Raw genomic sequence first — 12,796 nt, forward strand, 5'->3', positions numbered from 1 at the left:
ATTTTGACAAGAAAGACATTAAAAAACACAAAAGGGGTTAATTTTATTGAATTCTTATGATGAAGATCTAATAAAGGATTTGGAATTAAAAGACCTTCTTAAATATGTCAAAGTACATAAAAATCCAAAAATTTATTTAGACTTAATAGACCAAAAATTTGATTTTGCTGGTTCAAAAATAGATTGGTTACAAACCAATAAACATCATAGTAAGAGCTCAAATCATGAATCGTTACTTTCTGATGCTCTTCTATTTATAACTGAATTAAAAGAAAAATATTTAGATAATAACTTACAAGTAATTTACATAGGGGATAACCTTACAGAGTTTGGGTACCAGTTTGAATTAAAACATCTAGAAGAGTTACTAGTCTATTTTTTAGATATCCCACAGCACCACTACTTTATATCATTAGAAGGTGATTGGAGTATTTGTATTTCATTTGAAAACGATTTGGATTTTGGATTTAGTTTAAACAAAAAATAATTTTAAGCATCACATATGGGAAAAATAAAAGATGATAAGAAGTGAAAAAACCTTGACTGGCTTTATACCATTCTAGGTTTTTTGCGTTTATTCGTCTTCAAACACGTAAAAGAAGACAAAGAACTCTTTGTATACAAACCTGAAAGCACACTCAAATGGTGTGTTTTTCTTATGAAAAGAGCACACAATCGCTGCACAGCACGTGCTGAAGACATTTGGGCTTCTTTGATGTATGTGAGTTGATTAGACTTATAACCAAAGGGGAAGAAAGGAGGAATTCCAACTGTACTTAACCAAAAGGGGCACTACTTTGCTATCTATGCTGCTTCATACGACATCTTATTTATCAATAGAAGATTTACAGAATCGAATGAATGTCTCGACTCGAACCGTTTACGCTGAAATCAAACGAATGAACAGCTGGCTGGAAACACATCAGCTTAGTGGTGTGCAGCGAAAAGGCCAACTTGGCTATTATTTAAATCCTCATGAAAAAGAAGTCATTATTCAAAAAGCCGACACCATTCTTATTGGTCAAGATTATGAACCTTGTGTAAAGGAACGAAGGGCCATCTTGCTTTTATCCATTGCATGTAGCGAGCATTGCCTAAGAATTGATGATTTTATGAAGATGACAAAGGTGAGCCGAAATACATTGCTCGAGGATATGAAACAGCTAAAAGAAGCGCTCTCAAAGCAGGAGATCACGCTCCGCTATCAATCAGCAAGCGGCTATGTGATGTCAGGAGACGAAAGGGCCATTCGATTGGCACTCAAGCCTTATATATATTTCATTCGCACAATGATCAAAAACGAAAAAACGTTTCCATCGTTTTGGTTAAAGGGACCTATTTCATCCAAACGGGTACACCAGCTCCTCCAGCAGTCAGAACAAGAACTTAAGCTTGAATTTGCAGATGAGATGCTGGATCAGCTCTCTTTGGATCTCTTTTTTTACTTCAAGCGGATGAAGCTAGGGCATGCTGTACACATTTCAAACGAAGAAAAGCGAACATTGCAGGAAACAGAGGAATGCTTGGCGGCTATTCGTTTCATGGCGCAGATTCAAAAAGAGGCCAGTCTCATTGTTCATGATGATGAGATCTATTTTCTTAGCACCTTATGGCTCAGTGCCAAAAAACAAAAACTTCCATCAATTAAAAAACCAGAAGAACATCTCATTCGCACCATCGCCAGACAAATGATATTGGACTTTCAGCGATATGCTTGTATTTCCTTTCAAGAACCAAAAGCATTAGAGCAAAACTTAACAATGCATTTAATTCCAGCTTATTACAGGCTCATCTATCACATTGGTATGATCAACGAACTGACGGATTCTATAAAAAAAACACAGCCAGAAGTGTTTGAAATCACTCAGAAAGTTGCATGCCATTTAGAAAAGGCGGCCTGTTCAAAGTTGAGTGACCATGAAATTGCATATCTCGCCATGCATTTTGGCAGCTGGATGAGAAGAGAAGGAATTTCATCAATTGTAAGGCGTTCTGTATACATTGTCTGCGGAGAAGGAATTGGCACAAGTAACATGCTGAAAACTCAGCTTCTCGAATTAATCGGCTACATTGAAGTACGCGGACTGTTATCAAAGCGTGCATATGAAGAATTAGCAGCCGTTGATGCAGATTTCGTTGTGTCAACAACACCTATATCGTTTAAAGGAAAACCAGTTCATCTCGTTCATCCTATTTTAACTGCTTATGAGAAAAAAACATTACTTCAATACGGGAAAGGCTTAGAAACGAAGGTTGACGAGCAGCATGTAAACGCTTTATTCAACATCATTCAGCAGCATACCATTGTACAAAATAAACAAGCACTGCTTCATGACATTCAGGAGCTGCTTCATCCCACATATGTATCCTATCAGAAAGGGTGGAACCCAGTGTTAAATGATTTATTAACAGAACAAACCATCAAGCTCCACCAAACAGCCGACACATGGCAAGAGGCGATTACAAAAGCGTCGCAGCCATTACTTGAGCAAAATGCTATTAAACCAAGTTATGTGGAAGCCATGATACAGTCTGTTCATCAAAATGGTCCTTATATTGTCATTGCACCACAAGTGGCTATCCCACATGCAAGGCCCGAGGATGGCGTGAACAAATTGAGCATGACGCTTATGTCATTCAACCAGCCCATTTCGTTTTCAAAGGATGGAAAAAAGCAGGTGCGGCTCGTCATTGTGTTAGCTGCCATTGACAGCATGAGCCACTTGAAAGCACTTAAACAGCTAACCATGCTGTTAAGTGAAGAGAAACGGACGAAACAATTGATTGAAGCAGAAGATTTAGCATCGGTTCAAAAACTAATTGATCAATTTTCACAAGTATAAAGGGGGAGTAAGAAAATGAAAAAAATTCTTGTTGTATGTGGAAACGGGTTAGGAAGCAGCTTTATTGTAGAAATGAATGTCAAAAAAGCATTAGAAGAATTAGGTCTTAAAGCTGAAGTGGATCATACCGATCTCAGTACAAGTAAAAATGAACAAGCAGACCTTTATATCGGAGCAGCTGATATTATTGACCAGCTGAAGGACGGCACAAGAAATGTGGCTGGCTTAAATAATTTGTTAGACCAGAAAGCCATTAAAGACGTCCTTCGTCAACACATTTAAGTCATGAAAAAGGGGGATTCACATCATGATAGAACTGATCATGAATGATATATTGGGCACACCTGCCATTCTCATCGGTTTGTTTGCATTAGCCGGTTTACTTTTGCAGAAAAAATCAGCCGCAGACACTGTGTCAGGCACCTTGAAAACAACCATGGGTTTCTTAATATTAGGGGCTGGCGCAACAGTCGTCTCTGATTCACTTGGGGTTTTTCGAAAGATGTTTGAAGCAGCCTTTCACATTCAAGGGGTTGTCCCAAATACAGATGCTATGGCCGCCATTGCTCAAAAGGAATTCGGTACACAGACAGCACTTATCATGATTTTTGGTATGCTGGTCAATTTGTTACTCGCAAAATTCACACCCTTTAAATATGTCTTTTTGACTGGTCATCATACGTTGTATATGGCGGCTATGCTCGCCGTCGTTCTCTCGACAGCCGGCATGCACGGGTGGCTGCTCATTTCCACTGGTTCCATGATATTAGGTGCAGCTATGGTCATTGCCCCCGCAATCCTTCAGCCGTTTACGAGGAAAGTCACCGGAAGCAATGATCTCGCGCTCGGACACTTCAGTACTTTCGGTTATTTTACTGCGGGAATGATTGGCAAATGGGTTGGTTCTCCTGAAAAATCAACGGAAACCATTCAAGTCCCTAAATCACTCGGTTTTCTAAGAGATACATCTGTTGCCATTTCGATTACGATGGCTTTGCTGTTCTTTGCCATTGCACCGTTTGCAGGAATTCCTTTTATAGAACAAATTAGCGGGGGCACGAACTTCGCTGTCTTCATTCTCATTCAGGCGATTACGTTTGCTGCTGGTGTGTACATTATTTTAGCAGGGGTACGGATGGCCATTGGCGAGATCGTGCCTGCTTTTAAAGGGATTGCCGATCGATTCGTGAAGGGGGCAAAGCCGGCACTTGATGCGCCAACTGTTTTTCCATTTGCCCCAAATGCGGTCATTATCGGTTTTTTATGCAGCTTTGCAGGAGGCATCGTATCCATTTTTCTTTTACCTTTGTTTGGTTTAACTGTCATTGTCCCTGGTCTTGTCCCGCACTTTTTTTGCGGTGCTACAGCAGGCGTATATGGCAATGCAACAGGAGGGGTAAGAGGTGCTGTCGCTGGGTCCTTTGTAAATGGATTGCTTCTTTCCTTTTTACCTGCTTGTTTATTACCTGTGCTCGGAACCCTTGGCTTTGAAGGGACAACGTTTGGAGATACAGACTTTGGTATCATCGGAATCTTGATTGGATTGATCAAGTTTTTATTTCAGCTGTAAAGGAGGAGCCAGAGAATGACAGCCGTTTTTTCACCTTCACTGATGTGCATGGATCTAACACACTTCCGTGAACAAATTCATCTTCTCAACACAAGAGCAGACCGGTACCATGTCGATGTGATGGATGGGCATTATGTGAAGAATATGACGTTATCACCCTTTTTCATTGAACAACTTCGGAAACTAACAAATTTACCGATTGATGTTCATCTAATGGCCGAATACCCTCAGGAATTTTTAATCGATGCATGTATTGATGCAGGCGCAACGATGATTTGTTTACACCCAGAAGTCGTGCAAAAAGATGCCTTTCGAATGATCCGACATATTCACCAAAGAAAATGTGAGGTTGGCTTTGTTCTAAATCCCGCAACACCTGTTGCAGCTTTAGATTCCTTTATTCATTTAATAGATAGAGTCACGATCATGACGATCGATCCAGGCTTTGCCGGACAGCCTTTTATTAAAGAAATGCTTCAGAAAATTAAACAGGTGAGAGATATCAAAAAACACGGAGGATACTCGTTTTCAATTGAAGTAGATGGTTCTTGTAATGAGAGCACATTCCGGCTGCTTGCTGAGGCTGGAAATGAGATCTACATCATCGGCACCTCAGGTTTATTTGGACTTCATAAAGAACTCGATACTGCTTGGGACAAAATGAAGCAAATATTTGCAAAAGAAACAGCCTCAATCGAATCACGTTAGTAAAAGAGAGGATGAAAACCATCCTCTTTTTTACGCAAATTTTACTAAAACACCTTTCACTCACCAAAACTTACCCAAAAACAAAATAAAAATCACCAATTCATAATTGAAAGCGCTTTATTAATGTGTTATCCTTCAAATATCTTTAGTAAATATTTAGTCAAATAACGATGAGGAGTTTGCCTATGACCACACTCAAAGATATTGCTCATGATGCAAAAGTGTCCGTTTCCACTGTATCCCGTGTGTTAAATGGCGATCAAACACTTGCTGTTTCACACGCAACGAGACAAAACATCCTCGACATTGCTAAGAAGTTAAACTACACCCCAGTGAGAGCAAGAAAAGCCGATCAAGCAGAAGAAAAAAGCCCATCTGAATCCCCAGTCATCGGTGTCGTTGTCGCTCAATCCATTGACGAAGAATTAAATGATCCCTTTTTTTCATCGATTCGAAAAGGAATTGAAAAAGAATATGCCAAACAAGGCTTGTCCACTCTCCATACCTTTCGCCTAAGAAGCATGGATAAAGGGGCGATACTAAAGGATATTGACGGTTTGATCGTCATTGGACGAATCAGCCCAGATACGGTTGAAAAAATGACAAATCGAATGGAACACATTGTTTTTATCAATCATTATGCGGATGAAGATTTGTATGATTGTGTACATGTGGATTTTGTCAGAGCGGCAGATCGCGCCATTCGCCATCTGCAATCTCTCGGCTATACACATCTAGGCTATATTGGCGGGAAAGAGCGGGAGCATTATTTTGAAGGTAATGCTGTGATTGAGGACGAAAGACAAACGACGTTTATGAAAAGAATGCAAGAGGCGGGAACTCTTCATATGGAAGACATCCACATTGGTGAATACTCCATGCAAGAAGGCTACACGCTTATGCAGCAAGCGATCAAAAAAGGAAAACTGCCGCAAGCCTTTTTCATTGGAAGTGACTCTATGGCAATCGGGGCAATGCGCGCTCTGCATGAAGCCGGTCTACACGTGCCTTCAGATGTATCCATTGTTGGATTTAATGACATTGAAGCCGCTTCATTTTCAAGCCCGCCGCTTACAACTGTCAAAGTATATACAGAAGAAATGGGGGAAGTCGGCCTGAAGCTTTTGCTTGAGAGAATAAATGGAAGAAAACTTCCTCTAAAAGTCGTCGTGCCAACAACACTCATCGAGCGAGGCAGTACATGTCTCATCCATGAAAGGAGGTGAACCATCGATTTCAGCTAACAAAAAAGAGACAAAAAAGCAGAAAGCAAGCTGCTTAGCATGATGGCCAGATCATGCTGAACACAAGGCAGCCTGCCGATATGCTCTCTTATCTCTTTGAAAAGAATAGAATTCCAGTATAATGGACTTCTTTTGTTTCCGCAACTGCATGAATTCTACCGATTATCGTCTGAATTTTCAGTGATCAAAAGGAGGAAAACATGAATAAAAAAATCATGCTGCTGACTGCAGCCATTTTCTTGACCATGATGTTGTCTGCCTGCGGCAATAACGGCTCTTCTGAAGCAAATGGAAAGATCACCTTGACGCTATTTTCAACGATGAGCAACAGCGGGGAAAGAAAAGCGTTTGAAGAAGTCATTCGTGAGTTTGAAAAGGAGCATCAACAGATTCGAATCGATGCCAATTTCCCAGGCAACAGCTATGAAGATATGATCCGCGTCAAAATGGGGGCAAATGATATGCCAGACCTGTTTGATACACATGGCTGGGCCAAACTGCGCTATAGCGAGTATGTGGCTGATTTAAAAGAGATGGATTGGGTCAAACAGCTTGATCCTTCCCTCGACCAGATTTTAAAGGACCAAGATGGCAAAGTATACGCTTATCCGCTGAATCAAGCAAAAGACGGGCTTAGCTTTAACGCCAATCTATTAAAGAGATATGGCATTGAAGTCCCTAGAACACTTGATGAATTAAAATCTGCTTTGCTGACAGTGAAAGAAAAGAGCAAAGGAGATGTTGTGCCGCTCTGGATACCAGGAGGAGATAACTCAAATATTGCCCAAGTCTTTGATGAGCTGGCGACGCCTTTATTAATCACCGATCAAAAGCATCAATACGGAAAGGAACTTGAAAACGGATCATTTGATTGGTCTCTCTATACACCGCTTGCCCAGTTTATGAAAGATTTGAAGGATCAAGACCTTTTAAACAAGGATGTCCTAACAGCGAAACTTTCTCAAGCGCCTGAACTCATGGCACAAAACAAAATCGCCTTCACCTTTGTCGGGGGTTCTTTAGGACCTGAAGCAACAGAGCTGAATTCATCGATCAAAGTAGGCACGATGCCTGTTCCAGCAATTCATGAGGGGGATAAGCAAAGCTGGATTGGCGGAGAACGGTTTACTGTCGCTGCTTGGAAAGACTCTAAGCATCTAAAAGAAGCAAAACAATTCATCGATTTTTTAGCAAAACCTGAAAACGCAAAAAAAATCGCAGAGGGCACATCCTCTGAAACAGCTCTAAAACAAGTGAAAGCGAAAAACTATTACTCTACCTTTTACGATCAATACGAACAGGTGAAGATTGAACCGTATTTCGATCGAAAATACTTACCAAGCGGAATGTGGGCGGTCATGGCAACAACGGGTCAAGAATTATTAGCAGGCTCCATCACACCAGAACAGTTATCAAAGAAAATGGAAGAGGAATATAAGCGTTTGAAAAAACAATAGCCGATGGATGCTGAAACAGGAGTGAAGCCAATGAATGACATCACAAAAGCAAAGCAGCCAGCCGCATTCACCTCTTTACCAAAACAAAAGATACAAAAACGCCAGAACACTTCACTTTGGTGGATGTACATGCCAGCTGTTCTCGTCGTCAGTACCTTTATCATTTATCCTTTTTTGAACGGCATTCAGCTTTCTTTTACGAATTGGAACGGTTTCTCACAAACTTATCAATGGATTGGTCTTGAGCAATATCAAAGGCTGCTTCAGGATCCAGCGACATGGCTTGTTGTCAAAAACACGCTTCTCTATGGAATTGGGAGCACCATCTTACAAAATATCATCGGACTTGGATATGCTCTTTTATTAAATCAAAGCTTAAAGATGAAAGCCATCACAAGAACGGTCATCTATTTACCTGTCATGATCAGCCCGATTGCGATGGGCTATATTTGGTATTTTGTGTTTGCTTACCAAGGCGGTGCCTTAAATGATGTGGTGACGCTTTTTGGATTTGATCAAATGAATGCGCTCGGCAACCCGCAATTCAACACATGGATCATTGTGCTTGTCAACACATATCAATTCGTTGGGATTGCGATGATCATTTATTTAGCAGGACTTCAAAGTATCCCTAAGGATTATTATGAAGCGGCACAATTAGACGGCGCATCGAGCCTCCAGCAATTCAGGCGGATCACATTGCCGCTGCTTATGCCGTCGATCACCATTAATGTTGTGCTGAATGTCATTGGCGGGCTCAAGCTCTTTGATGTCATTGTAGCACTCACAGGCGGCGGTCCTGGAGATTCCTCGCAATCCATGTCGACCTTTATGTATGATCTGTATTTCAAACGTCAGGATGCGGGCTATGCAGCGACACAAGGGGTTTTCATGGCGGTCATCATCCTTGTCATTAGTGTCGCAGCGCTGATTTATTTCAAACGAAAGGAGACCGAGGTGTGATGGATAACGCCTATAAACGCAAGAAAAAATGGTACTCCGTCCTCGCACTAATGATCACATTGCTACACCTCATTCCATTTTATATTTTGGTGACGACATCATTAAAGGGAATAGGAGATTTTAGTTCAAAATGGCTGTTTCCGAAAGCACTGCATCTTGAAAACTTCCGCACAGCATGGACAGAGGCTCAGCTTGGCCAGTCTTTTTTGAATACAGTGATCATTACGTTCAGCTCCGCTGTATTGCTTATTATGTTTGGATCTCTTGCAGCCTATCCGCTCGCAAGAAGGAACACAAAGTTAAACAAAGCAGTCTATGTATTATTCATTGCCATTATGGTCATTCCACCGCTCACAGCCCTTGTCCCGCTCTATAAAATGGTCGTTCAAATCGGGATGATGAACACCTATCAAATCGCTATTTTAAATAATGTCGCTGCTTTTTTGCCGCTGACGATTTTCTTATACGCAGGCTTTATCAGGTCGACAATTCCAAAGGAACTTGAAGAAGCTGCCCGTATTGATGGAGCAGGGACACTCAGAGTTTTTTTCACTGTCGTATTTCCGCTTCTGAAGCCCATTACCGCCTCTGTATTAATCATTGCCTGCGTGTATATTTGGAACGACTATCAATTTGCTATCTTCTTTTTGCAAGATAAAGAGATGCATACACTCACAGTCGCCTTATCCCATTTTTTTGGTCAAAATCAGCATCAGCTTCAGTTCGTTGGTGCAGCTGCACTCATTGCGATGCTGCCAATGGTCACGATGTTTTTACTTTTGCAAAAATATTTTATCGCAGGGCTTTCACAAGGTTCTGTCAAAGGCTAGCCCAATATGGATGTAAAAAGGAGAATCGTCTATGTCTAAAATTACATTTATCGGTGCAGGGAGTACCGTGTTTGCTAAAAATATATTAGGAGATTGTCTGTTTGTTCCCGCCCTTGCAGGCTTTGAATTCGCATTATATGATATCGACTACAACCGGCTGAAAGAATCAGAAACGATGCTCCGGCATTTAAAAGCAAATTACGGTGCAAATGTGACCATCCAGTCCTATCACAACCGGAAAGAAGCCTTACAGGATGCGAAATATGTCATCAATGCCATCCAGGTCGGAGGCTACCGTCCAAGTACTGTCATTGATTTTGAAATACCAAAAAAATACGGATTAAGACAAACGATTGCAGATACGGTAGGGATCGGCGGCATCTTCCGCTCCCTTCGAACAATCCCTGTCATGCTTGACTTTGCAAAGGATATGGAAGAGGTTTGCCCAAATGCTTTATTGTTAAATTACACGAACCCAATGGCCACACTGACTGGGGCGATGCTGCGCTATACTCAGGTTCAAACGATTGGTCTCTGTCATAGTGTGCAGGTGTGTACAAAGGACCTATTTGAATCTCTTGAAATGGATCATGAAGGCATTGAAGAAAAAATCGCCGGCATTAACCATATGGCATGGTTATTAGAGGTAAAACGGGATGGTAAAGACTTGTATCCAGAAATCAAAAGACGAGCAAAAGAAAAACAGCAATCGCGGCATCATGATATGGTTCGTTTTGAACTGATGGATAAATTCGGCTACTATGTCACAGAATCCTCAGAGCACAATGCCGAATACCATCCATATTTCATCAAATCAAGGTACCCAGAACTAATCGGTCAGTTTAACATTCCGCTCGATGAATACCCGAGACGCTGCGAGGAACAAATCAAAAATTGGAATACAATGAAGCATGACCTTGTAGGAAACACACAGATCACACATACCCGCTCTAAAGAATATGGTTCCCGTATCATTGAAGCCATCGAAACAAACGTTCCCTTTAAATTTGGCGGAAATGTTCTAAACACTGGCGGGCTCATTGACAACCTGCCTGAAAAAGCCTGTGTAGAAGTACCGTGTGTGGCAGATCGAAGCGGCATCATGCCATGCTATGTCGGAGAGATTCCTGAACAATTGGCTGGACTCAACCGAACGAATATCAGCTCACAGCTGATGACCATTGAAGCAGCAATCAGCGGTAAAAAAGAACACATTTATCAAGCGGCTCTACTGGATCCACACACAAGCGCTGAATTATCAATTGACGACACCATTAAATTATGTGATGAACTCATTGAAGCACATGGAGAGATGCTGCCAAATTATATAGAACCAAATCAATATGCCGCATCAACCAAATAACAGAAATGAACCAGTCTCTACCTGATGCACCGCGCATCAGGTTTTTGTTATGAAGCAAAAAGAGGATTGACTGAGGGCCATTTTAATATTATGATTTTTCTAAAGTTAATCAACAGTTAACCAAAAACACATCATGAATTTTTAGCATTCTAGTGTCATATGTCACAAACAAACCAGTTTATCACAACGTAAACCAAAACTGCCGTTTGATTTGACAAAGAGTGTATACAGATGAATGCCCGTTAGATGAGACAATGACGATACATACACATCCTTTAACAAGACATTCTTTAACAAAGAGGAGAGAGGGAACATGACCAAAACAGATGTACAAACGTTGAAAAATTATATCGGCGGACAATGGATTGAAGCAGAAACAAGTCAAACAGAAGCAGTGTATAACCCAGCCACTGGCGAAATCATCGCGGAAGTGCCGCTTTCAACAAAAACAGATGTTGAACGTGCGGTACAAGCAGCACAGGAAGCGTTTACTACTTGGTCTAAAACTGCTGTTCCCAGACGTGCACGCATTTTATTTAAATACCAGCAGTTACTCGTTGAGAACTGGGATGAGCTGGCTGAACTTGTCACGATTGAAAACGGAAAAAGTGTAACTGAGGCAAAAGGAGAAGTACAGCGAGGCATTGAATGCGTCGAATTCGCAGCCGGCGCCCCAACTTTAATGATGGGAAAACAATTGCCTGATATTGCAACCGGGCTAGAGTCTGGCATGTACCGTTATCCAATTGGCGTCATTGGCGGCATTACGCCATTTAACTTTCCAATGATGGTTCCATGCTGGATGTTCCCGCTTGCCATTGCCTGCGGAAATACGTTTGTTTTAAAACCTTCAGAACGAACACCTATTCTTGCAGCACGGTTAGCAGAGCTGTTTGAAGAAGCAGGTCTTCCAAAAGGTGTTCTCAACATTGTCAATGGAGCGCACGATGTCGTCAACGGCCTGATTGAACATCAAAAGGTCAAAGCCATATCGTTTGTCGGCTCTCAGCCAGTCGCAGAATATGTCTATAAAAAAGGAACAGAGCATGGCAAACGTGTACAAGCACTTGCAGGGGCAAAGAATCACTCTATTGTCCTCAAAGATGCGGATTTAGACGCGGCAACCAAACAAATCATCGGGGCTGCCTTCGGATCAGCAGGAGAGCGCTGCATGGCCGCAGCCGTTGTCGCAGTGGAAGAAGAAGTGGCGGATGAGTTGATTCAAAAATTAGTTGATGAATCAAACGAGCTCGTCATTGGAAACGGGATTAATGAAGACGTCTTTCTTGGTCCAGTCATTCGAAAGGAACATAAAGAACGAACGCTTCAATACATCCAGTCAGGGATTGAAGAAGGAGCAAGCCTCATTCGTGATGGCCGGCAAGATGATCAAACAAATGGAGAAGGGTATTTCGTCGGACCGACAATCTTTGATCGTGTCACAAATCAAATGAAAATTTGGGAGGACGAGATTTTCGCCCCAGTCTTATCAATTGTCCGTGTTTCTTCATTAGCAGAAGCAATCGACCTGTCCAATCAATCAAAATTTGCGAACGGTGCCTGCCTGTATACGGACAGTGCATCAAGCATAAGAGAATTTCGCGAAAACATCGAAGCGGGCATGCTCGGCGTAAACATCGGTGTACCCGCACCAATGGCATTCTTCCCGTTTTCCGGCTGGAAGGATTCTTTCTACGGAGACTTGCATGCCAATGGAACTGACGGAGTAGAATTTTACACAAGAAAGAAAATGGTCACCGCTCGTTATATGTAAGCTATATGCAAGGAATCATGAAGAAAAAATGCAGCCCCAGCATG

The 12,796-nt window shown here is 41.7% G+C and carries 11 protein-coding genes; all 11 read left to right on the forward strand.

Annotated elements, in window-relative coordinates:
- Positions 1–46 precede the first annotated feature (46 nt).
- On the forward strand, positions 47–487 hold the full coding sequence (locus tag MHI60_RS17305) for a rhs-associated protein (protein ID WP_095408661.1): 441 nt from the start codon (positions 47–49) through the stop codon (positions 485–487).
- Positions 488–806: 319 nt separating this feature from the next.
- Positions 807–2,843, forward strand: a complete 2,037-nt coding sequence (locus tag MHI60_RS17310; RefSeq protein WP_242058327.1) for a BglG family transcription antiterminator — start codon at positions 807–809, stop codon at positions 2,841–2,843.
- A 15-nt stretch (positions 2,844–2,858) separates the two neighbouring features.
- Positions 2,859–3,125 carry a PTS sugar transporter subunit IIB gene (locus MHI60_RS17315; RefSeq protein WP_144470699.1) on the forward strand — a complete coding sequence of 89 codons (267 nt, stop codon included), beginning with the start codon at positions 2,859–2,861 and terminating at the stop codon, positions 3,123–3,125.
- 25 nt (positions 3,126–3,150) lie between these two features.
- On the forward strand, positions 3,151–4,413 hold the full coding sequence (locus MHI60_RS17320) for a PTS ascorbate transporter subunit IIC (protein ID WP_041085194.1): 1,263 nt from the start codon (positions 3,151–3,153) through the stop codon (positions 4,411–4,413).
- A 15-nt stretch (positions 4,414–4,428) separates the two neighbouring features.
- Positions 4,429–5,121, forward strand: coding sequence for a D-allulose 6-phosphate 3-epimerase (alsE, locus tag MHI60_RS17325; protein WP_095408658.1), 693 nt, complete (start codon positions 4,429–4,431; stop codon positions 5,119–5,121).
- A 185-nt stretch (positions 5,122–5,306) separates the two neighbouring features.
- Positions 5,307–6,347: a LacI family DNA-binding transcriptional regulator gene (locus MHI60_RS17330; RefSeq protein WP_048240283.1), complete on the forward strand. Its 1,041-nt coding sequence runs from the start codon at positions 5,307–5,309 to the stop codon at positions 6,345–6,347.
- A 218-nt stretch (positions 6,348–6,565) separates the two neighbouring features.
- The gene (locus MHI60_RS17335) at positions 6,566–7,822 is read left to right on the forward strand and encodes an ABC transporter substrate-binding protein (protein ID WP_144485371.1); all 1,257 of its coding nucleotides are present in this window, start codon (positions 6,566–6,568) and stop codon (positions 7,820–7,822) included.
- A 30-nt stretch (positions 7,823–7,852) separates the two neighbouring features.
- Positions 7,853–8,785 carry a sugar ABC transporter permease gene (locus MHI60_RS17340; protein WP_144485369.1) on the forward strand — a complete coding sequence of 311 codons (933 nt, stop codon included), beginning with the start codon at positions 7,853–7,855 and terminating at the stop codon, positions 8,783–8,785.
- Entirely contained in the window at positions 8,785–9,615 is an 831-nt protein-coding gene (locus tag MHI60_RS17345; protein ID WP_111291144.1) for a carbohydrate ABC transporter permease, read from the forward strand. Before MHI60_RS17340 ends, MHI60_RS17345 begins: the two co-directional genes overlap by 1 nt.
- Positions 9,616–9,646: 31 nt before the next feature.
- Positions 9,647–10,978, forward strand: coding sequence for an alpha-glucosidase/alpha-galactosidase (locus MHI60_RS17350; protein ID WP_144470691.1), 1,332 nt, complete (start codon positions 9,647–9,649; stop codon positions 10,976–10,978).
- A gap of 313 nt (positions 10,979–11,291) precedes the next feature.
- Positions 11,292–12,752: a CoA-acylating methylmalonate-semialdehyde dehydrogenase gene (locus MHI60_RS17355; protein WP_144470689.1), complete on the forward strand. Its 1,461-nt coding sequence runs from the start codon at positions 11,292–11,294 to the stop codon at positions 12,750–12,752.
- Positions 12,753–12,796: the final 44 nt, after the last annotated feature.

The sequence above is a fragment of the Bacillus sp. FSL K6-3200 genome (assembly GCF_038630485.1).
GTDB lineage: Bacteria > Bacillota > Bacilli > Bacillales > Bacillaceae > Bacillus > Bacillus safensis.